This window comes from Mycobacterium botniense, from assembly GCF_010723305.1.
GTDB lineage: Bacteria > Actinomycetota > Actinomycetes > Mycobacteriales > Mycobacteriaceae > Mycobacterium > Mycobacterium botniense.
In genome coordinates, this window is sequence record NZ_BLKW01000004.1 from 1,883,314 (window position 1) to 1,903,848 (window position 20,535).

The following is a 20,535-nucleotide window of genomic DNA, read 5'->3' on the forward strand; positions in this document are numbered from 1 at the left end:
GGTGCAGATTCTGCGGGGCCGTCTTGGGTCGGGAAGTTATGCGGGCGACTCCGGGTCGACCTAACCGGCGACCGCCGCTGCGATCTCGGGAGCCAGCGAGCCACCCACGGAAACCTCACGGGTCTGGCCGCTGAACCGGTTACGCAGCTCCACCACCCCGTCCGCCCAGCCGCGGCCCACCACCACGATCCAGGGCACGCCCAGCAATTCGGCGTCGGTGAACTTCACACCCGGAGACGCCTGGCGGTCATCGAGCAGTACGTCGACACTGAGCCGGTCCAGGTTCCCGGCCAGCTCAGCGGCCCCGGCCCGAGCCTCAGCGTCTTTGTTGGCGATCACCAGATGCACGTCGAACGGCGCCACCGACGACGGCCAGCGCAGGCCCAGCTCATCATGGTGCTGTTCGGCGATGACGGCCACCAGCCGTGAGACCCCGATCCCGTAGGAGCCCATGGTCAGCCGCACCGGCTTGCCGTCCTCCCCCAGCACGTCGGCGGCAAAGGCGTCGGTGTATTTGCGGCCGAGCTGGAAAATATGGCCGATCTCAATGCCGCGGGCCGAGATCAGCGGACCCGCGCCGTCCGGAGAAGGGTCACCGTCACGCACCTCCGCGGCCTCGATGGTGCCGTCGGCGCTGAAATCCCGGCCGGCCACTAGCCCCACCACATGCTGGCCGGGCGCGTCGGCTCCGGTGATCCAGCTGCTGCCCTCGACCACCCGTGGATCGACAAGGTAGCGAACGTTGTTTTCCCGCAATGACTTCGGACCGATATAGCCCTTCACCAGAAACGGGTACTTGGCGAAATCGTCGTCGCCGAGCAGCACATAATCGGCCGGGGCGAGCGCCACCGCCAGCCGCCGCTCGTCGATCTCGCGGTCGCCCGGCAGCCCGATGGCCAGCAATTCCCAGTCTCCACCGGGCTCACGGATCTTAAGCATGACGTTCTTGAGCGTGTCCGCAGCGGTGATGGTGCGGCCCAGGTCCACACTGTTGGCCCACTCCACCAGGCTGGCGATCGTCGGGGTATCGCCGGTGTCGTAGACCACCGGCTCGGGCAGGCCATCGATGGGCAGCGGTGCGGGACGTGCGGTGGTGACCGCCTCGACATTGGCCGCGTATCCAGACTCCCGGCACCGTACGAACGTGTCCTCGCCGACCGGACTCTCGGCCAAGAACTCCTCAGAAGCGCTGCCGCCCATCGCGCCGGAGACCGCGGACACGATGACATACCGCACCTGCAGCCGGTCGAAAATGCGTTGGTAGGCCTCCCGGTGTGCGTGGTAGGAGGCCGCGAGCCCGGCGTCGTCGATGTCGAAGGAGTAAGAGTCCTTCATCAAAAACTCCCGCACCCGCAGGATGCCGGCCCGTGGCCGCACTTCGTCACGGTACTTGTTCTGGATCTGGTAGAGCACCAACGGAAAGTCTTTGTAGGAGCTGTACTCCCCCTTGACCATGAGGGTGAACAACTCTTCGTGCGTGGGCCCGAGCAGGTAGTCGTTACCGCGGCGATCCTGCAGACGAAACACGCTCTCGCCGTATTCGGTCCAGCGGTTGGTCGCCTCGAACGGCGCCCGCGGTAGCAGCGCGGGCAATAAAATCTCCTGCCCACCAATAGCATTCATCTCCTCGCGGACGATCCGCTCGATCTTGCGCAGCACCCGCAACCCAAGCGGTAACCAGCTATACAAGCCGGGCGCGACCGGACGGACATAGCCGGCGCGAATCAGCAGCTTGTGGCTCGGCACTTCGGCGTCGGCGGGGTCGTCGCGCAGTGTGCGCACGAACAGCTCGGACATCCGGGTGATCACAGCGGGCAAGCCTAATGACGAAAGCGGTGCACAGCGAAACCGGGCGCAGCGCTGTCGTGCATCTCACGGCAGAAGCCACGGCTGTGGTTGGGGCCGAATCGCGGCCCCCGCTCCTGTGACGCGGCCGCGGCGGGCGCGCCGGCCTAAAGTTCTCCGGCGTCGAGGGCACCCTTGACTTCCTGCGCGTGAGCCACCTGCTCTGCGGTGTAGCCGATCAGCAACGCCACGCCACCGACAATGACCGCCACCCCGGCCACCCACAGCAGACCGTAGGTGTAACCGTGGTCCAGGGCATGCAACTGAGCAGCATTCATGAACTTCACCGGCCCGTTGGTGCCGCCCAGATACAACGTCCGCGATGTGATCACGGCCTGGATGACCGCCAGTACCACCGGTCCACCGAGGTTCTGCAGCATCAGCGCGATTGCCGAGGTGGGCCCGATCCGGTCGAACCCGACGCCCGCGATTGCCGACAACGCCAGGGGGACGATGATCATGCCGATACCGATACCGCCGACAACGACCGGCATGACCAGGTTCGGGAAATACGGGATTCCGGCGTTGAGCGTCGAACCATAGAGCATCGCGCCCAGCACCAGGATTCCACCGCCGATCACCACCACCCGCGGCGGAAACCACGACACCAGCTGTGACGAGGCGCCCAGACCGATGCCCATGGCGATGGCGAACGGGATGAAGCCGACACCGGCCCGCAGCGCGCTGTAACCCATGATGTCTTGCACATACAGCCCGATCAGCACGGTCAGGGTGAACATCACGCCACCGGCCAGGAAGATCGCCGCAAAGGTCGCCAACCGGTTGCGGTCGAAGAACAAACTGAACGGCACGACGGGGTTCTCCGCGGTGCGCTCGATGATGGCGAACGCCACAAAAGCGCCCAGGGCCACCATCCCCGAGCCGATCGTCGTCACCGACACCCAGCCTTTCTCCGGGCCCATCGAGACGGCAAAAACCGCGGCGGTGCACACCAGGGTGGCCAGCACCGCGCCGGTGGCGTCGAGTTTCATCCGCTCCCGCTGCGTTTCCCGCAGGGTAGTGCGCGACAGGGAGATCATCAGCAGCCCAATCGGCACGTTGACCATGAACGCCAGCCGCCACGAGACCTCGGTGAGCGCACCGCCGACCACCAAACCCATCACCGACCCGACGCCGGTCATGGCACCGAACACCGCGGTCGCGGCGTTACGCGCCGGCCCCTTCGGGAACGTGGTCGCTACCAGTGCCAGACCGGTCGGCGAGGCGATCGCGGCGCCCACACCCTGCAACAACCGGGCCAGCACCAGCGTGCCCGCATCCCAGGCGATACCGCACATCGCCGAGGCGATGGTGAACAGCGCCACACCGACGATGAAAGTGCGTTTGCGGCCGATGGTGTCACCGAGACGGCCGCCGAGCAGCATCAAACCGCCAAACGTCAGCACGTAGGCGGTGATCACCCAGCTCCGCCCGGCGTCAGATAAGCCCAGGTCGTTTTGGATCTTAGGAAGCGCGACAATCGCGATGGTGCCGTCCATCGTCGCCATCAGCTGCATGCCGCCGATGGCGATGACCGCGGCGACAAACCGGCGAGACGGCAGCCAAGTCGGGAAATACCTGCTCGTCCTGTCTAACGAGGTGGAGTCGACGGGCATTAGGGTTGCTCGTTCCGCGCGTGGTGTCGTCCAGTGAGGTACTACCCGCTCCCCATCGTTGAGAGCCGTCATAGCGGGCTACCTTACCGTACTCTTAAAAATCGTTTAAGCGCCAAAGGCCGCGACCGCGCCGATCACGATGATCGCAGGAGGCCGGATACCTTCTGCGCGGATCTCTGCGGGCGCGTCGGCCAGGGTCGTCCGCAAAGTCCGCTGGGCGGCCGTCGTTCCGTGCTGGACCACGAGAACCGGCGTCTGCGCAGGTCGACCGCCTGCCAGCAGGACTTCAGCGAAAAGCTCGATGCGTTCAACCGCCATCAGCAAAACGATGGTGCCCGACATGGCTGCGAGTGCGTCCCAATTCACTAACGATTCGGGGTGACCAGGCTCGACATGCCCGCTGACCACGACAAACTCATGACAAACGGCCCGGTGGGTAACCGGGACGCCGGCCAGCGCCGGCACAGCTATGGCACTGGTCACACCGGGCACCACCGTGACCGGAATTCCGGCTTCGGCGCAGGCCTGAACCTCCTCGTAGCCGCGGGCGAACACGAACGGGTCACCACCTTTGAGCCGCACCACGAATTTGCCGGCTCTGGCCCGCTCGATCATCACCGCGTGAATGGCGTCCTGCGCCATGGCCCGCCCGTAGGGGATCTTGGCCGCGTCGATCACCTCCACCTGCGGCGGCAGCTCGGCGAGCAGTTCGGCGGGCGCCAACCGGTCGGCGACCACGACGTCAGCCTGGGCGAGCAGCCGGCGCCCGCGCACGGTGATCAGTTCCGGATCGCCCGGCCCGCCGCCCACCAGGGCGACTCCGCCGGGTACGACGTCATCGCTGGCCGCGGTGATGATGCCCTGCTGCAAGGCCTCCCGGATAGCTGAGCGGATCGCCGCCGAGCGGCGGTGCTCACCTCCCGCGAGCACCCCCACCGACAGCCCCGCATAGGCGAACGACGCCGGGGTGACCGCGGTGCCCTCGACAGCCATGTCAGCGCGCACACAGAAAATCCGGCGCCGTTCGGCCTCGGCCACCACGGCAGCGTTCACCTCCGGGTCATCGGTGGCGGCGATCGCATACCAGGCGCCGTCGAGATCTCCGTCTCGATAAGCACGCAGCGACAACGTAATCCGGTCCATCGCCTCGACAGCACGGGTGGCGGAGCGGGTGATCACGTGCACGTCCGCACCGCTGGCGATGAGCAGCGGCAGGCGGCGCTGCGCAACAGTGCCGCCGCCGACTACGACGACCTTCTTACCGGCGAGGCGCAAACCGACCAGATAGGGATTCTCAGTCACCGGGTGAGTGTAGTGCGGGCGCGGGCGGCGTGTGCGACGAAGCGTGCCACCGCATGCGGTGTCGCCGCCGGGTGGGTGTGCAGATAGGACGCGTGGACGCCGGCCTCCACGGCGCCCTCGTGCGCAATGTCCGTACCGCCGCTCCGATACCTCCAAGCAGGCTGGTAACTGCCTGTGAATGTGACTGTGGTGCGGTGGAATTCGTGGCCGACCACACACTCTCCCGCGGCGTACAGCGGCGAATCGGCCACAGCGGCAGCTTCGCGATATCCCAAGGTGAGGTGCGGGGTGAACTGCGCCGATCCGGCCAGCACCCCGCACATCGGGTGACCGTCAAGGTCGGAGACCAGATAGGTCAGCCCGGCGCATTCGGCGTGTACCGGTCTGCCCGCTGCGGCCAGCATGTTGATCTGCCGGCGCGCAATGTCGTTGGCGGACAGCTCAACGCAATACTGCTCGGGGAATCCGCCGGGTAGCAGCACCGCGTCGCAACCGGCGGGCAGCGGGTCGGCGAGCGGGTCGAATTCGACCACGTCCGCGCCGGCGGCGCGTAACAGCTCGGCATGTTCCGGGTAGGCGAAGCTGAACGCCTTTCCGGCGGCCAACGCGACCATGGCCCGATTTCGGTTCTGGCCCACCGCAACCGCCGGATCCCACGGCGCGTCGGTGACACGGCTTGCGGCCGCCGCGGCCACAGCGGCCAGATCGACGTGGTGAGCGATCAGCGTGGTCATCGCCTCGACCGCCAAGCGGGCCCGCCGCCCATACTCCACCGCGGTGACTAGACCCAGATGCCTTGTGGGCACAGCTAGTTCATCGTTACGCGGAATCGCCCCCAGCACCGGTACACCGGCCTGCTCGCACGCCTGACGCAGCACCTGTTCGTGTCTGGCCGATCCGACCCGGTTGAGGATGACGCCGACCACCCGGGTAGCGGGGTCGAACGTCGAAAACCCGTGCAGCAGTGCGGCGATGCTGTGACTTTGGCCGCGCGCGTCGATGACCAGCACCACCGGGGCCCCCAACAAGGCGGCGACGTGCGCGGTGGACCCCACCGCCGGCAGCGCTGCGTCGGCACCGATGCGCCCGTCGAACAGGCCCATGACCCCCTCGACCACGGCGATATCCGCTCCGGCGGCGCCATGGGCGTACAGCGGGCCGATGAGCTGCTCGCCCACCAGCACGGGATCGAGGTTGCGGCCAGGCCGCGCGGCGGCCAGCGCGTGGTAGCCGGGATCGATGAAATCCGGTCCCACCTTGAACGGGGCGACCCGCTGGCCGGCGTGTCGCAGGGCACCGATCACACCGGTGGTGACGGTGGTCTTCCCGCTGCCCGACGCGGGGGCGGCCAGCACGATAGCCGGGGCGCTCACGCGGCGCCCACCCGTCGCGAGCGTGCATAAAATGCCGCGCTGGGCGGCGTGTCGGTGTACCGACACGCACGCTCGGGGGGGATGACGGCGGGAATGCTCACCACTCGATACCCTTTTGACCCTTGCGCCCGGCGTCCATGGGGTGCTTGATTTTGGCCATTTCGGTCACCAGGTCGGCGGCCTGGACCAGCGCCGGCGGAGCGTCGCGGCCGGTGATCACCACATGCTGGCGGCCAGGGCGGTTACGCAGCCTGGCGAGCACGTCGTCGACGTCGACCCAGCCCCACTTGAGCGGATAGGTGAACTCGTCGAGGACATAAAAGTCGTGCCGCTGCGCGGCGAGGCGACGCGCGATCTCGGCCCAGCCGTCGGCGGCGGCCGCGGCGTGGTCGTGCTCGTCACCACGCTTGCGCGACCACGACCAGCCGGCCCCCATCTTGTGCCATTCGACTGGCCCGCCGACCCCGTGTTCGTCGTGGAGGCGCCCGAGGTGACGGAACACGGCCTCCTCACCGACCTTCCACTTGGCGCTTTTGACGAACTGGAACACGGCGATGTTCAGGCCGGCGTTCCAGGCCCGCAGCGCCATGCCGAACGCCGCCGTCGATTTGCCCTTACCCGCGCCGGTGTGCACCGCCAGCACCGGGGTGTTGCGGCGCGCCCGGGTGGTCATGCCGTCGTCAGGAACCTGAAGCGGGCGACCGTGCGGCATGGACTATCACCTCCGGCGGGCTCAGGCCGCGCCGCGCACGGCCCGGGTGAGGAAATCGGCGCGCAACTGCTCCAACCGCAGCGCCGGCGCGCCGAGCTGAGCGGCCAGCTGCTCAGCCAAACCCAATCGCACATAAGACATTTCGCAGTCGATGACCACTGCCGCCGCTCCCGCGGCGACCAACCGGGCGGCCGCGGACCGTGCGCGCCGCAGTGGGTCCGGCCCCGCCGTGGCCCGGCCGTCGGTGAGAACCACCACCAGCGGCCGGCGTGCCCGGTCACGCACCTTCTCCCGGACGACCAGTTGGCAGGCGGCCAGCAGACCCTCGGCGAGGGGGGTTTTGCCGCCGGTGTCAAAGCGCGCGAGCCGGCGTCCGGCGATATGAGCCGACGACGTGGGCGGCAGTAGCAGCTGGGCCCCGTGGTCACGGAAGGTGATCACCGCCACTTTGTCGCGGCGCTGATAGGCGTCACGCAGCAGCGACAGGGCGGCGCCGCTGACCGCCGCCATGCGATCGCGGGCGGCCATCGAACCCGAGGCGTCGACAAGGAAGATGACCAGATTGCCTTCGCGGCCTTCGCGTATGGCTCGGTGCACGTCACCGGGCTGCAGCCGCAGCGGGCCCGGCCCCGCGGCATGCTGCGCAGCGGCCAGCACCGTGGCGAACAGATGCACACCATGACCGGCAACGCCGTCGTCGGTGGCCGCGATGACGGCACCGGAAACATTGCGGGCCCGCGACCGCCGTCCCGGCGCACCCGCCCCGACTCCGGGGACGCTCAGCGCCCGGGTGCGGTAGGTCGCCGAGGGCGGCGCGCTGGGTCTGGTGGGATGCGGGCCTGACGACGAATGGTGTCGTACCGGCGTGTCGTCCGTGCCGGCAGACTGCCCGCCGCCGGGTGGGTCGGGGTCGGGTTCGGGATCGCCGCCCGTACCGGAGCCACCGGCGTGCCGCAGCGCCGCATCCAGCTGGTCGCGGTCGATACCGGGGTCGTCGAACGGGTCGCGGCGGCGCCGATGCGGCAGCACCAGCTCAGCCGCCGCCCGGATGTCTTGCTCGTCGACCCTGCGGCAGCCGCGCCAGGCGGCGTGGGCGACGGCGGTGCGGGCCATCACCAGGTCGGCGCGCATGCCGTCGACGTCGAACGCCGCGCACAGCGCCGCGATGCGGCGTAACTCGCTGTCGGGCAACATCACCTCGTCGACTAGCGCGCGGGCGTTGGCGATCCGGCGGGCCAGCTCCGCGTCAGCGTCGGCGTAGCGGGCCGCGAAGGTGTCCGGGTCGGCTTCGTAGGCCATCCGCCGCCGGATGACCTGCGCGCGCACCTCGATATCGCGCGATGCGCGCACGTCGACGGTGAGCCCGAACCGGTCGAGCAGCTGCGGACGTAGTTCGCCCTCTTCGGGATTCATGGTGCCAATCAGGACGAACCGGGCCTCGTGAGAATGCGAGATACCGTCGCGCTCGATGTGCACCCGTCCCATCGCGGCGGCGTCGAGCAGCAGGTCCACCAGGTGGTCGTGCAGCAAGTTGACCTCATCGACGTAAAGCACGCCGCCGTGGGCGCGGGCCAGCAGCCCCGGCGAGAAGGCGTGCTCGCCGTCGCGCAGCACCCGTTGCAGGTCCAGTGAACCGATCACACGGTCCTCGGTGGCTCCCAACGGCAACTCCACCAGGGCGGCGCCGCCGTCGGAGGCGGCTGACAACAACGCGGCCAGCCCCCGGACGGCCGTCGATTTGGCGGTGCCCTTCTCGCCGCGGATGAGCACCCCGCCGATTTCCGGGCGCACCGCACACAACAACAGCGCGAGCCGCAGCTGGTCGTGGCCGACAAGTGCGCTGAACGGGTAGGGCTTCACGGCGGGGTCCCCACCGCGGAACCGGATCGCAGCATCGGCACGTGCGGAACACCGTTGTCGAGGAATTCGTCACCGTCCCGGGCGAACCCGTGCCGGGCGTACATGTCCGCGAGATAGTGTTGCGCGTCGACCCGGCACGGGTAATCGCCGACCTCGGCCAGCGCGGCGCGCAGCAGCCGAGTGGCGTGGCCCTGGCCGCGTGCGCTGTGCGTGGTGCACAGCCGGCCGATACGGAACACCTTCTCACCTCCGGCATGCTCCTCCATCAGCCGCAGCGTACCGATCACCGCACCGTCGGGCGCTTCCAGCCAGAAATGCCGGGTTTCGGCGAGCAGGTCGTGCCCGTCCAGCTCCGGATACGGGCAAGCCGGCTCGACCACGAAGACCTCGATCCGCAGCCGGAGCAGTTGGTACAGTGTCGGCGCGTCAAGGTCTTTCGCCCAGGCGCGACGGAGCGCGGCCGTCACGAGGCCCACCGCGCCGCCGCGGTCGGCTGTGCCGATGGGGAAACCCCCGCCTCCGCACCGGATTCCAGCCCCAACGCCTTGGTGCCCCATGACCACACCTGCTCGAACAATGCCGGCTCGCGGGACAGTTGGGTGCCCAGCGACGGGACCATCTCCGTGAGCGTGGGCAGCCACGAGGGATAGCGGTCGGCAAAACAGCGTTGCAGCACCTCGAGCATGGACGATACGGCGGTGGAGGCCCCCGGCGAGGCACCCAACACCCCGGCGATGCTGCCGTCGGCGGCGGCCAGCACCGTGGTGTCGAACTCGAGCACCCCACTGCATTTGTTTTGCCGGATGACCTGGACACGCTGCCCCGCCGGCATCGTCTCCCAATCCGATGCCACCGCGCTCGGGGCGAACTCCCGCAGCGCGTTCACATATGCCGGTTTGGACAGCCGCAGCTGCCCGATCAGGTAACCGGCCAGTTTCCTTTCGCTAACGCCGGCACCGAGCACCGCGATCAGGTTGTCGGGCTTGATCGACCGCAGCAGGTCGGTGACATGACCCTGTCTGAGGAATTTCGGCGACCACCCGGCGAACGGGCCGAACAGCAACCAGGGTTGGCCGTTGATGATCCGCAGGTCCAGGTGCGGCGCCGTCATCGCCGGAGCGCCCGCGGCGGGAAGACCGTACACCTTGGCCCGGTGCGCACGGGTGAGTGAAGGGCGGCGACTGCGCAGGAACTTGCCGGCCACCGGGAAACCGGCGAATCCCTTCACCTCGTCGATGCCGGACTTCTGCAGCAGCGGCAGCGCGGCCCCGCCGGCGCCGACGAAGACGAATCTGGCGATCAGTTTGCGATTCTCACCGGTGCGCCGGTTGCGGAGCCGCAGCGCCCAGCCACCGGGCTGACGTGACAGTCCCCGCACTTCATATCCGAAAAGCGCGGTCATGCCGCGACCGGTGCAGTAGCCGATGAGCTGTGTAGCCAGCGCACCGAAGTCGACGTCGGTCCCGTGTGGGGCCCACGTGAGCGCAATCGGCTCGGAGAAGTCGCGCCCGGCAGCCATGAACGGCAACCGGCGCGCGAATTCGTCAGCATCATCGATGAATTCGGTGTCGGCAAACAGTGGATTGGTTACCAGCGCCTGCCAGCGGCGGCGTAGATAGTCGACGCACCCGGCGCCGTGCACGAAGCCGACATGCGGGACCGGGTTGAGGAAGCTGCGTACGTCGCTCACCATGCCGTTTTCGGCGGCGTATGCCCAGAACTGGCGGGTGACCTGGAACTGTTCGTTGACGTGTACGGCTTTGGCGATGTCGATGGCGCCGTCGCGCTGCGGCGTGTAGTACAACTCGCAGAGCGCCGAATGCCCGGTACCGGCGTTGTGCCACGGGTCGCTGCTCTCAGCGGCCACCGCGTCCAGCCGTTCCACCAGCGTGATCGACCAGTCCGGCTGCAGTCGGCACAGTAACGCGCCCAGCGTGGCGCTCATGATGCCCGCACCCACCAACACGACGTCAGTCTTCGCGGTTGTGACGAGGTCTGGCACCGAAGTCCTTCTGGTTTCTGGGCTGTGCGACGTTCCCGACCCCTCAGGTTATCCCGGCCGCTGTGGACGCAAACGCGTGCCGGGCCATCAAACGGCGGCGCCGCGGGCCCCGCTGGTCGCCACCGACCACCGCGACGTCCCGTCCGCGGTGTTGACCGATCCGCCGATAACCACGGTAGGACTGACCGAAAACAGGGCTTTCGCACAGGGATTCGATGTATGCGTCGTTCAGCACCATAGCGACGTCGCCTACGGCTGGACGATGACGGACACCACCGGCATCGCTGATCCAGGCGATGAGCTTCGGGCTGACCGCCGCCGAGACAGCCCGCGGCGCGGATGAGACTCGCCCGGTCCGCCCGAGGTGGTCAAGACCGCGGTCCTGGAGCGGTACTGGGGCCCGCTCTATGCGGTTTAACGCTGCCGCGGTTGGATTCTGGGTTCCTGCCCCTCAGCCTGGCATTGCGGGCACAGCCCGTGCAACGTCAGGCCAGCCCGCTCGGACAGGCTGAAGGAACTGCCCGCCATCGCATGCTCCAACGCTGATGTCAGCTGTTGTGCGGGCACCTCGATGATCGAGCCGCATCGGGTGCATACCGCGTGATGGTGCGGGTCAGTGGCCAGCCCGTACGTGGTGACCCCGTTCTCCAGGGTCAACGCGTGCAGCACCCCCTGCTCGACCAGTGTCGTCACTGTCCGGTAAATCGTCGCCAGGTCCGGCGGCGGGGTCCCGGCGGGCAGGCACTCGCGCAGTCGCTGAGAGATCTCGGCCACCGATAGGTGCCCGTTGACCGGCTCCAGTACCGCCAGCACCGCGATGCGGGAAGCCATCCGCCGCAGCCCATGGGCACGCAGGAACGCGCCGATCCGCTCGGTGACGGCCGGATCGAGAGCCGACGGCTTCGTCGTCACCCCTTCAGTGTCGCGCCCCTGTCCGGGATTGCCAACGCACCGCGGCGATTCTTATGAAAGGGATTTCTGTTTGGCTGCCAGACTGGCCTGCGTGGCCGGGTCAATCTGTGATGTGCTGCCGTCGGCGGCGGCGCTGCTCGGACACCCCGTCGCGGTGGATGCGCTCGGGTTGACCGAGAGCGTCGGTGCTGTCGCTCGGGTGGGTCTCCTGCTGGTCGACGGCATGGGCGCACATCTGCTGCCGCAGATGTGCGCCCATGCGCCCCTGCTGGCCTCGGTGATGGCCGGCGGTGCCGGACGACTGGACAACCTGGTCTGCACCTTCCCGTCGACGACACCGACCAGCTTGGTGTCGCTGGCCACCGGTACGTCAGCGGGCGAGCACGGCATCCTGGGCTTCACCGTCAAGCTCCCCGACACCGACCGGGTGTTGCATCACATCATGTGGCGTGACGACCCCCCGCCCGCCCAGTGGCAGCCGGTCCCGACATGGTTCGAACGGCTCACCGAGGCCGGGATCAGCGCCCGGGCGGTGTTGCCGGCGGCGTTCCTCGGCAGCGGCTTGACCGAGGCCGCGTACCGCGGCGCGCGGCTGCGCCCCGCCGGCCCCCACACCGACTACGCCCAGCAGGTGCTCGACGAGCTCGACGCGGCGCCGGGACTGGTCTATGCCTATACCGCCGAACTGGACACCGCGGCGCATCTGTTCGGCATCGGGTCGCGGCAGTGGCAGCAAGCAGCCGCCCAGGTCGACGCGCTGGTGACCCGCCTGGTGGAGGCATTGCCGCCGGACGCGGCGCTGCTGGTCACCGCCGACCACGGCGGTGTGAATGCCCAGACCCGCGTCGACCTTGACGCCGACCCGCGACTGACGTCGGGGGTCCGAGTGGTCGCCGGCGAACCGCGGGTGCGCTACCTGTACACCCGAGCCGGCGCAGCAGCCGATGTGCTGGCCACCTGGCGCGAGCTGCTCGGCAACCGCGCCGAGGTGTGCAGCCGCGAGCAGGCGGTGGCCGCCGGTGTGTTCGGGCCCGTGCACCCGCGCCACCTGAGCCGCATCGGCGACGTCGTCGTCACCTGCACAGGCGACACGGTGGTGCTGGCCACCGGTCACGAGCCACCGCAAACTGCGCGCCTCGTCGGCTTCCACGGCGGGAGCACGCCGGCCGAGACGGAGATCCCGCTGATCACCTTCCGCGGGTAGTTGTGCTTTTGCGAAATAGTCGCAATATCCTTGCGGAGCGCCGGCACCGAATGTGCCGGGTGGTTTAGCGTGTGTTCAGCCGATTTCCGGCGCTGAGGGGTAACGAGATGCCCGGTACTGGCCACCGGCGGACGGGGCTGTGGTCGCGGCTGCGGCGCGCCCTGACTGCGGCGGAGTGGGCGCGTCTGGGATCGATGGCCGCAGTGATCGTGGCGCTGCACGTGATCGGCTGGGTCGCTCTGGTGTGCGTCGTCGCGCCCGCACACTTCAGCGTCGGCGGCACCACGTTCGGCCTGGGTGTCGGCGTTACGGGCTACACGCTGGGGCTGCGGCACGCAGTCGACGCCGACCATATCGCCGCGATCGACAACACCACCCGCAAACTGATGAACGACGGGCAGCGTCCGCTGGCGGTCGGCTTCTTTTTCTCGCTGGGCCACTCTTCGGTGGTATTCGGGCTGGCGGTGCTGCTGGCGGTGGGTTTGAAGACGATCGTCGGGCCGGTGGAAAACCAGTCCTCGCAACTGCACTACTACACCGGGCTGATCGGCGCCACCGTCTCAGGGGTGTTCCTTTATCTGATTGCCCTCATCAACGTTGCCATTCTGGCCGGTATTTTGGGCGTCTTCGTCCGGATGCGCCGCGGCGTTTACGACGAGGACGAGTTGGAAGCGCAGTTGCACAAGCGGGGATTGCTCAACCGGATTCTCGGCCGCACCACCACATCGATCACCACCTCCTGGCACATGTATCCGGTCGGTGTCTTGTTCGGGCTGGGCTTCGACACCGCCACCGAGGTCGCGCTGCTGGCACTGGCGGGCACCGGTGCGGTGTCCGGCCTGCCCTGGTACGCCATCATGTGTCTGCCCGTGTTGTTCACCGCCGGCATGTGCCTGCTGGACACCATCGACGGGTCGTTCATGAACTTCGCCTACGGCTGGGCGTTTTCCAACCCGGTCCGCAAGGTCTACTACAACATCACCATCACCGGGTTGTCGGTCGCCGTCGCCATGGTGATCGGCACCGTCGAACTGCTCGGGCTGCTTGCCGGTCAGCTGGGCTGGACCGGCGGAATCTGGAACTGGATCGCCGGTATCGACCTCAACGCTATCGGCGTTGTCATCGTCGCGCTGTTCGCGCTGACCTGGGTTGTCGCGCTCCTGGTGTGGCGTTTCGCACACATCGAGGACAAGTGGCGCCTGCCGGCCCGCCGCGGTGCCTAAATCGCGTGCACGAACGGTGCTTCCCTGTACGCAACATTCGAAATACCAACCGCATGAGCAGATTTCGCGGTTTGCACACCCGCCGTCAAGGTTCAGCTACAGTGAAACAACGCCATGAACCCGAAGTCCATGTGCAGCTGCTGGTGGCAGTGGAATAGCGACAACCCCGGCTGATCGGCAACGAAGTCGATCTCCATGACCTGGTAATCGCCAATCATGGCAACGTCTTTACGTACACCCGCGGTCGGTGTTCCCGCGAAACGAGTGATTTCGAAGGTGTGCCGGTGCAGGTGAATCGAGTGAACGTCGTCGCTGGCGTTGCGTAGGCGTAAGCGGTAACGCCCGCCCCGGTGCAGCTGGATCAGCGGCTGCTTTGATTGCATCGAGAAGCGTTGGCCATTGATGGTCCACACGTTGAAGCCGTTGTCGGCGGCGTTCTGTTTTTCGATGAGCAAATCGATCACGTAATCAGGAGCGGCAGGGGTGGCATCGGTGTGAGCGAACACTCGATAATCCCACCGGAACAACGGTGGCGGCACCCAGAGGGGTTGTCCGCTGCGGCCGGCGTATTCGACGACGATCCCCATGCCGTGGCGGCGGGCTTCATCGGACAGGTCGCCCAGTATCCACACACCGGGCTGGTTCATTTCCACCAACGCCGAGATCCGTTCAGCTGTGCCGAGCCACAGCACAGGCACCGCAACGGGTTTGGGCACCGGATTACCGTCAAGTTCCACCACGGTGAACATGTGCCCCGGCAGCGCCAGGCTGCGTTCCTCGGTGGCGCTGCCGTTGAGCACATGAAACAGCACACGCTCGCCGGTTTTGACCCTAATCGGATCACCCGCCCCGAGCATGCGGCCGTTGATGGTAAACGCGCGGTAGCTCACTTCGTAGCCCGGTGGGGTGCCGCGGCTCAGCGCTTGCGCCCTCGCCGTGTCGGCGAGGGCGCGCAACGCCGGGTCGTGGGCGCCGGCCAGGAAGTCGGCGTCCGTTTCTTGGCCGCGGGTCAGGCTGGGCTCGAACTCCTTGAGCGTCAGGAACACCTCCTGGTCGTAGGCTCCCGGATGGTGCCGGGGCTCGACGTAGACCGGCCCGACTTGGCCCGAGTATTGGCCCCCGGACAGGTCGCCGCCCGGGGTCAGATGGCTGTGGTAGAAGCGAAAACCCGCCGGTCCGGGCGTGAACGACAGTCGTCGCCTGCCATGGGCGGCAATGTAGGGGGTCCCCTCTTCGGCGGCGCCGTCCACCTCAGCGGCCAGCGTTTGTCCGTGCCAGTGCAGCTGTTCGGGGGTGTCAGTGTCGTTGTAGATGTCGACCACTGTCGGCTTGCCTTCGGTGAAGCGCAACAGCGGACCCGGAAATTGCCCGCCGTAGAGGGTGGTTGACACCGTGCGGCCCGGGGCCAACTCGACGTTCCCTGCGCCGATACGCACCGTGTAGTCGGCTTTGCCTTTTAGCCTCGGCGGCTGCGGTGGGCGAGCACACGACACTGCGCCGGCGACGGCGAGCACACCCAACCCCCGCACCACATCACGGCGCCTCAGATCCGTGCTGGCCTCCCTCCGGTTGACGGCGTCGCCGACCCGACCGAGAAGTCTATGCCCGACATCGCGGGGGGATACCGACGGTGGAAACGGCCGAGCGCGCCAGCCTGGCGTTCATCGACACACCTCGTCTGCTCCGTTCGCCGGCTTGTGCGGGCGGCGGTTACCGCCGTCACGAGCCGGCTTTTGCTTTGCTTTCCGCTCTGCACGCGGCGTAATCAAGTGACCATCCGTTGACCCGCATACCGCCGTGCAGCATCGACGACCGCGGCGAACAGCCGTGCATCCTCCAACGATTCCTCGGGATGCCACTGCACGGCGAGCACGAACTGATCGCCGGGCAGCTCGATTGCCTCGACCACGCCGTCGGCGTCCCACGCGCTGACCACCAGCCCCTCGCCGAGCTGCGCGATCGCCTGGTGGTGATAGCACTGCACCTGGGCTGACTCCCCGATCAGCGCGGCCAGCCGGGTGCCCGGAACCGTGCGCACCCGCAGCGTGGCATACACAGCGTTGCCGGGCCGATGCCCCTCGTGGCCGATCAGGTCGGGCAGGTGTTGGTGCAAGGTGCCGCCGAACGCGACGTTGAGCACCTGGGCGCCACGACAGATTCCCAGCACCGGCAGGCCCCGCTTGAGCGCCCCGTCGAGCAACGCGAATTCCCAGGTGTCGCGGTCACGGCCGGGATCGTCGGTGGCCGGGTGCGGGTGCTGGCCATAGCGGGCCGGGTCGATGTCCTTGCCTCCGGTGATCACCAGCGCATCCAGACGGTGCAGCACCTGCTCGATGGCACCGGGGTCGGCCGGCTGCGGCGGCAGCAGCATCGCGATCCCGCCGACCAGGCTGACACCCGACAAGTAGGCGGCGGGAAGGAAACTGGCGCGCACATCCCAGATCCCGCTGTGCGCCTGGTCCAGATAGGTGGTCATACCCACCACCGGTTTCGAACTCGAGGCGCTCAGATCATCCTCCCGATCGGTCGTGGGCGACGGCGCGCGCCTGCCCTTCGAACGGCGGACCCCTTAGATCTGCCGCGGCGAAATAGGGTCGGCCGCGAAGCCCGCGCGCCACACCGCCCGCGTGGCAGGCCGCGGCGGTGCCCGCTGGCGACACGGGCAACCAGGGGCACAACAGCGGGCATCACCAAGTATGGGTGCGCAGCACGATCTCCGCGGTCAGTTGCGCGGTCGACTGCTGGGCATTGCGGCGCCCGACGAGGTCGACTATCCGGTAGTCGGCGAGCACGTAGCGCTGGCTGGCGCGGGCCACCGCCCGCATGGCCGGGGCGCTCACCAGTGCGGTGGTGTTGACCTCCACAGGTGGGCAGTGCTCGTCGCGGACGACACCGGCCAGGTCGGCCACCCGGGGATGTCCGCGGTCGATCGCCACCAAGCCAGTAAACCGGTCCAGCCTGGTCGCCGCCAGTTCCCAGGCCAGGTCACCACCGCTGCGGTCACCGACCACCACCGCCCAGCGGATGCCCAGCACGTCGAGAATGCCGACCACCGACTTGGGGGTCAGCCGGGGATCGAAGCCGATGACGACGGTCCGCAGCGACGCGTTGTGCAGGCGCTCGCAGACCACGTCATACGCGGCAACCGGGCGCTGGGCGGCGCTGAGTATGGTGACGACGGAACCCTTCTCCGGACCGGTGATGCTGACGGGTACGGGAAACCCGTCGAGGGTCGTCATCATCGTTGAAGGCACTCGCGCAAAGTTACTAGGCGGCTGGCGGGTGTGGGGGCTGTTTCGCCGGTCTCTCAGGCCGTTGTCAGCTATGCGCACCGCTCATTGGCCGCGACGTAGTCGCCTGATCGCTGTAAGGCCTTGCCAAACCTCAAGAATCGGCGCCATAGCCTAGTAGTGCAGTTTGGCGACAATGAGCGGCCGTGGCGGGGGTCCGGTCTCAAGCACGTCGATAACCGCATCAATATCCACATGGGTAGCCAACAAGTCTGCTAACAGGCCCAACTGGGAGTCGCGGCGCGCGGCGACGTCGGTGTCGTCGGCTACCACGAAACCGTCGCGGCCCGCCGTATTTGCGGCCTCAGCCAACCACTGCCGGCGGAAAACGTCGTTGTCAAACAGGCCGTGCCAATGGGTTCCGAACACCCCGGCGTGCCGATAGCCCTGGGGGGATCCATTCACACCGAACCACTCGGCGGCCGCGCAGCGAGCCACTCGACCATGGTGGATCTCATAACCGGCGAGCGGAGCGGTCCAGCGGCGCAGCACTTTTCGAGACTCGAACACGATGTCTGCATCCAATAGCCCCAGGCCGTCAACTCGACCCGAACGAGTCTCGACCGGATCATCGATGGAGCGACACAGCATTTGGAAGCCACCGCAGATACCCAGCACGACACCACCCGATTCGGCGTGCGCAACAACAGCCCGGGCCAGACCGCGTTCGCGCAACCAGCCCAGGTCGGCGACCGTGGCCTTGCTGCCGGGCACCACGATCACGTCCACGTCAGTGAGGTCGCCCTGATCGCTGACCCAGCGCACCAGCACCCCCGGTTCGCACGCCAGCGCCTCCACGTCGGTCGAGTTGGAAATCCGCGGCAGTCGCAGCGCCCCAACCCGTAACCACTGGTGGCCGCGGGGTGGCTGCGGTGCACCCAACACGCGATGAGCCAGCACCGACACCGAGTCCTCGGCGTCGAGCCATAGCTCCTCGGTGTACGGCAGCACCCCGTAGGTGGGGCGGCCGGTCAACTCGGCCAGTTGCCGCAGCCCGGGTTTCAGCAGTGCGGGATCCCCGCGAAACTTGTTGACGATGAACCCGGCGACGAGCGCTTGGTCTTGGGCGTCCAGCACCGCAACAGTGCCGAACAGGTGAGCCAAAAGGCCTCCGCGGTCGATGTCGCCGACCAGGATCACCGGCAGATGCGCGGCCCGGGCTAACCCCATGTTGGCCAGATCGGTTGCTCGCAGGTTGATCTCGGCCGGTGAGCCAGCGCCCTCGCAGATTACCGCCTCGAATTCAGCACGCAGATTTGATAATTCGTCGGCAACAACTTTGGCTAACTGGTGACGATGGGTCATGTAGTCTGCCGCTGTGACCGAATCACTGACCTGCCCACGGATCACCAGCTGTGAGGTACCGTCACTGCCTGGTTTGAGCAGGATCGGGTTGAACCTGATGCTGGGTTCGAGTCCCGCCGCGCGTGCCTGCACCGCCTGAGCTCGGCCGATCTCGCCGCCCTCCACAGTGACCGCGGAATTGTTGGACATGTTCTGCGCTTTGAACGGCGCAACCCGTACTCCGTTGCGGGCCAGCAACCGGCACAGGCCGGCAACGATCACGGACTTGCCGGCATCGGAACTGGTGCCCGCTACCAGCAACGCTCCTTTCACCTTGCCGCGTTGCGCGAACGCCATAACCCCCATGCGGTGTAACAGCACAGCGACGGCGCGCTTGAGCGAATGCAAAACGTCATGGCAGGGTTAGGATTTCGGCACCAGTTTCGGTGACCAGCAGCGTGTGCTCGAACTGTGCGCTCCACTTGCGGTCCTTGGTGACCACCGTCCACCCGTCGTCCCAGATTTCGTAGTCTAGGGCACCGAGGTTGATCATCGGCTCAATGGTTAACGTCATCCCCGGCTCAAGCACGGTTTGCACGGCCGGCTGATCGTAGTGCAGCACGACCAGGCCGTTGTGAAAAGTGGTACCGATGCCATGGCCGGTGAAATCACGAACCACGTTGTAGCCGAACCGGTTCGCGTAAGATTCGATGACGCGGCCGATGACCGACAGCGAACGGCCCGGTTTGACTGCGTTGATCGCGCGCATCAGGGCCTCGCGGGTGCGTTCGACGAGCAGCCGATGCTCTTCGGAGACATTGCCGGCCAGAAATGTCGCATTGGTGTCGCCATGCACCCCGTGGATATAGGCGGTGACATCAATATTGACGATGTCGCCGTCCTCGATCACGGTCGAATCCGGGATGCCGTGACAGATCACCTCGTTCAGCGAGGTGCAGCACGACTTCGGGTAGCCCTTGTAGCCCAGCGTCGACGGGTAGGCCCCGTGATCGACCATGTAGGCATGCGCGATCCGGTCCAGCTCGTCGGTTGTCACCCCCGGTGCGACGGCTTTGCCCGCCTCGGCCAGCGCTCCCGCCGCGATCCGCCCGGCGATGCGCATCTTGTCGATGACCTCGGGCGTCTGCACCCAGGGCTCGCTGCCCTCGCGCGCGGTCGGCTTACCCACGTACTCCGGACGCGGAATCCACTTCGGCACGGGCAGGGGCGGCGACAGCACGCCAGGCGACAGGGCAGCACGAACAGGCATGACGTCAGCTTAGTCACGCCTGCGTCAGCGATGACGCGGGAGAAGCGCCGAACGTCGCGCCGTTACCGGCGCCGGCGGAACCAGGATCGGCGGGGGCCCTTGATATCCACCGAACCACACACCACGCGTCCGGTCAGCACGACATGTGGCGCGCCTTCCGCAGGCGGACTTTTGCGCCGGTCGCGGGCGCTGCCGACATAGACTTCGACGTCGTCGATCGAGGCGCTGGCCCCGGCGGGCAAACGAATCTCCACCGAACCGAACTTCATGTCCAGCTCGATGACCACCACCGGCCCGGCGAAGCGGGCCCGCACCAGGTCGAGCTTGCAGGAGCCCAGCCGGCGCACCAGCGCCAGCCGGGTCGGCACGATCCATTCGCCGTGCCGCTTGAGCGAACCGGCCCACCCCCGCAGCTCCACCCGGTCGGCCGCGGAACTGACAATCGCCCCCGGTCGGGGCAGATCACCAACCAGGCTGTCCAGCTCACCGCGGGTGCGAGCGCAGGACACCTGCGACGCGCGCTCCTCGAACTCGTCGATATCGATCAAGCCAAGTGCGACGGCGCTATGTAATCGACGCAGTGTGCCATTGCGGTCGGCGTCTGAGACCCGGAGTTCCGCCAATTCGTCAGGCCGCGGCATA

At 67.2% G+C, this 20,535-nt stretch carries 17 protein-coding genes and 1 pseudogene; 3 read left to right on the forward strand and 15 right to left on the reverse strand.

Going from position 1 to position 20,535, the window contains the following annotated elements; translation table 11 throughout:
• Positions 1-60: 60 nt before the first annotated feature.
• The 8 genes from G6N08_RS18700 to mqo all read right to left on the reverse strand — a co-directional run bounded on the left by G6N08_RS18700 (position 61) and on the right by mqo (position 10,710).
• A complete protein-coding gene (locus tag G6N08_RS18700; protein WP_163759836.1) occupies positions 61-1,809 on the reverse strand; it encodes a proline--tRNA ligase in 1,749 nt (582 codons plus the stop codon).
• Positions 1,810-1,952: 143 nt separating this feature from the next.
• Positions 1,953-3,533, reverse strand: a complete 1,581-nt coding sequence (locus G6N08_RS18705; protein ID WP_163759841.1) for an MFS transporter — start codon at positions 3,531-3,533, stop codon at positions 1,953-1,955.
• A gap of 33 nt (positions 3,534-3,566) precedes the next feature.
• Positions 3,567-4,763 (reverse strand): uroporphyrinogen-III C-methyltransferase, encoded by a 1,197-nt coding sequence (gene cobA / locus G6N08_RS18710; RefSeq protein WP_163759844.1) that lies wholly within the window; start codon positions 4,761-4,763, stop codon positions 3,567-3,569.
• Positions 4,760-6,136 (reverse strand): cobyrinic acid a,c-diamide synthase CobB, encoded by a 1,377-nt coding sequence (locus tag G6N08_RS18715; protein WP_163759847.1) that lies wholly within the window; start codon positions 6,134-6,136, stop codon positions 4,760-4,762. The genes cobA and G6N08_RS18715 overlap by 4 nt, the downstream gene beginning before the upstream one ends.
• 97 nt (positions 6,137-6,233) lie before the next feature.
• Positions 6,234-6,848: a cob(I)yrinic acid a,c-diamide adenosyltransferase gene (gene cobO / locus G6N08_RS18720; protein WP_163759850.1), complete on the reverse strand. Its 615-nt coding sequence runs from the start codon at positions 6,846-6,848 to the stop codon at positions 6,234-6,236.
• A 21-nt stretch (positions 6,849-6,869) separates the two neighbouring features.
• Positions 6,870-8,708 carry a magnesium chelatase subunit D family protein gene (locus tag G6N08_RS18725; protein ID WP_163759853.1) on the reverse strand — a complete coding sequence of 613 codons (1,839 nt, stop codon included), beginning with the start codon at positions 8,706-8,708 and terminating at the stop codon, positions 6,870-6,872.
• The gene (locus G6N08_RS18730) at positions 8,705-9,175 is read right to left on the reverse strand and encodes a GNAT family N-acetyltransferase (protein WP_163759856.1); all 471 of its coding nucleotides are present in this window, start codon (positions 9,173-9,175) and stop codon (positions 8,705-8,707) included. Before G6N08_RS18730 ends, G6N08_RS18725 begins: the two co-directional genes overlap by 4 nt.
• The gene (gene mqo, locus G6N08_RS18735; RefSeq protein WP_163759859.1) at positions 9,172-10,710 is read right to left on the reverse strand and encodes a malate dehydrogenase (quinone); all 1,539 of its coding nucleotides are present in this window, start codon (positions 10,708-10,710) and stop codon (positions 9,172-9,174) included. The genes G6N08_RS18730 and mqo overlap by 4 nt, the downstream gene beginning before the upstream one ends.
• 112 nt (positions 10,711-10,822) lie before the next feature.
• On the opposite strand from mqo, the pseudogene G6N08_RS18740 reads away from it, so the two are divergent.
• Positions 10,823-11,128 (forward strand): annotated as a pseudogene (locus G6N08_RS18740) (mycothione reductase); the annotation flags it as partial.
• On the opposite strand, the gene G6N08_RS18745 reads toward G6N08_RS18740, so the two are convergent.
• Positions 11,125-11,622 (reverse strand): Fur family transcriptional regulator, encoded by a 498-nt coding sequence (locus G6N08_RS18745; RefSeq protein WP_163759862.1) that lies wholly within the window; start codon positions 11,620-11,622, stop codon positions 11,125-11,127. The pseudogene G6N08_RS18740 and the gene G6N08_RS18745 overlap by 4 nt on opposite strands.
• A gap of 91 nt (positions 11,623-11,713) precedes the next feature.
• Between G6N08_RS18745 and G6N08_RS18750 the strand changes: the two genes are divergently transcribed.
• Both G6N08_RS18750 and nicT read left to right on the forward strand, forming a co-directional pair.
• On the forward strand, positions 11,714-12,826 hold the full coding sequence (locus G6N08_RS18750; protein ID WP_163759864.1) for an alkaline phosphatase family protein: 1,113 nt from the start codon (positions 11,714-11,716) through the stop codon (positions 12,824-12,826).
• A gap of 107 nt (positions 12,827-12,933) precedes the next feature.
• Complete coding sequence (gene nicT / locus G6N08_RS18755) at positions 12,934-14,049, forward strand: Nickel transporter NicT (protein ID WP_163759867.1); 1,116 nt, start codon at positions 12,934-12,936, stop codon at positions 14,047-14,049.
• 92 nt (positions 14,050-14,141) lie between these two features.
• On the opposite strand, the gene G6N08_RS18760 is transcribed toward nicT, so the two are convergent.
• The 6 genes from G6N08_RS18760 to G6N08_RS18785 form a co-directional block, all read right to left on the reverse strand.
• Positions 14,142-15,578 (reverse strand): multicopper oxidase family protein, encoded by a 1,437-nt coding sequence (locus G6N08_RS18760; protein WP_246216809.1) that lies wholly within the window; start codon positions 15,576-15,578, stop codon positions 14,142-14,144.
• Between the two features lie 236 nt (positions 15,579-15,814).
• Positions 15,815-16,525: a gamma-glutamyl-gamma-aminobutyrate hydrolase family protein gene (locus tag G6N08_RS18765; RefSeq protein WP_163759869.1), complete on the reverse strand. Its 711-nt coding sequence runs from the start codon at positions 16,523-16,525 to the stop codon at positions 15,815-15,817.
• A gap of 211 nt (positions 16,526-16,736) precedes the next feature.
• Positions 16,737-17,291 (reverse strand): alpha/beta hydrolase, encoded by a 555-nt coding sequence (locus G6N08_RS18770; protein WP_163760898.1) that lies wholly within the window; start codon positions 17,289-17,291, stop codon positions 16,737-16,739.
• A 162-nt stretch (positions 17,292-17,453) separates the two neighbouring features.
• Positions 17,454-18,980, reverse strand: coding sequence for a cobyric acid synthase (locus G6N08_RS18775; protein ID WP_174813331.1), 1,527 nt, complete (start codon positions 18,978-18,980; stop codon positions 17,454-17,456).
• 55 nt (positions 18,981-19,035) lie between these two features.
• Positions 19,036-19,893, reverse strand: a complete 858-nt coding sequence (map, locus tag G6N08_RS18780) for a type I methionyl aminopeptidase (protein ID WP_163759872.1) — start codon at positions 19,891-19,893, stop codon at positions 19,036-19,038.
• Positions 19,894-19,955: 62 nt separating this feature from the next.
• A complete protein-coding gene (locus tag G6N08_RS18785; protein WP_163759875.1) occupies positions 19,956-20,534 on the reverse strand; it encodes a DUF1707 SHOCT-like domain-containing protein in 579 nt (192 codons plus the stop codon).
• Position 20,535 lies beyond the last annotated feature (1 nt).

What these genes read in the sequence shown, in the direction of transcription:
- G6N08_RS18705 (WP_163759841.1), bottom strand. Translation starts at nt 3,533, where the DNA reads ATGACGGCTCTCAACGATGGGGAGCGGGTAGTACCTCACTGGACGACA.
- cobO (WP_163759850.1), bottom strand. Translation starts at nt 6,848, where the DNA reads ATGCCGCACGGTCGCCCGCTTCAGGTTCCTGACGACGGCATGACCACC.
- nicT (WP_163759867.1), top strand. Translation starts at nt 12,934, where the DNA reads ATGCCCGGTACTGGCCACCGGCGGACGGGGCTGTGGTCGCGGCTGCGG.
- G6N08_RS18765 (WP_163759869.1), bottom strand. Translation starts at nt 16,525, where the DNA reads ATGACCACCTATCTGGACCAGGCGCACAGCGGGATCTGGGATGTGCGC.
- G6N08_RS18770 (WP_163760898.1), bottom strand. Translation starts at nt 17,291, where the DNA reads ATGATGACGACCCTCGACGGGTTTCCCGTACCCGTCAGCATCACCGGT.
- G6N08_RS18775 (WP_174813331.1), bottom strand. Translation starts at nt 18,980, where the DNA reads ATGGCGTTCGCGCAACGCGGCAAGGTGAAAGGAGCGTTGCTGGTAGCG.
- map (WP_163759872.1), bottom strand. Translation starts at nt 19,893, where the DNA reads ATGCCTGTTCGTGCTGCCCTGTCGCCTGGCGTGCTGTCGCCGCCCCTG.
- G6N08_RS18785 (WP_163759875.1), bottom strand. Translation starts at nt 20,534, where the DNA reads ATGCCGCGGCCTGACGAATTGGCGGAACTCCGGGTCTCAGACGCCGAC.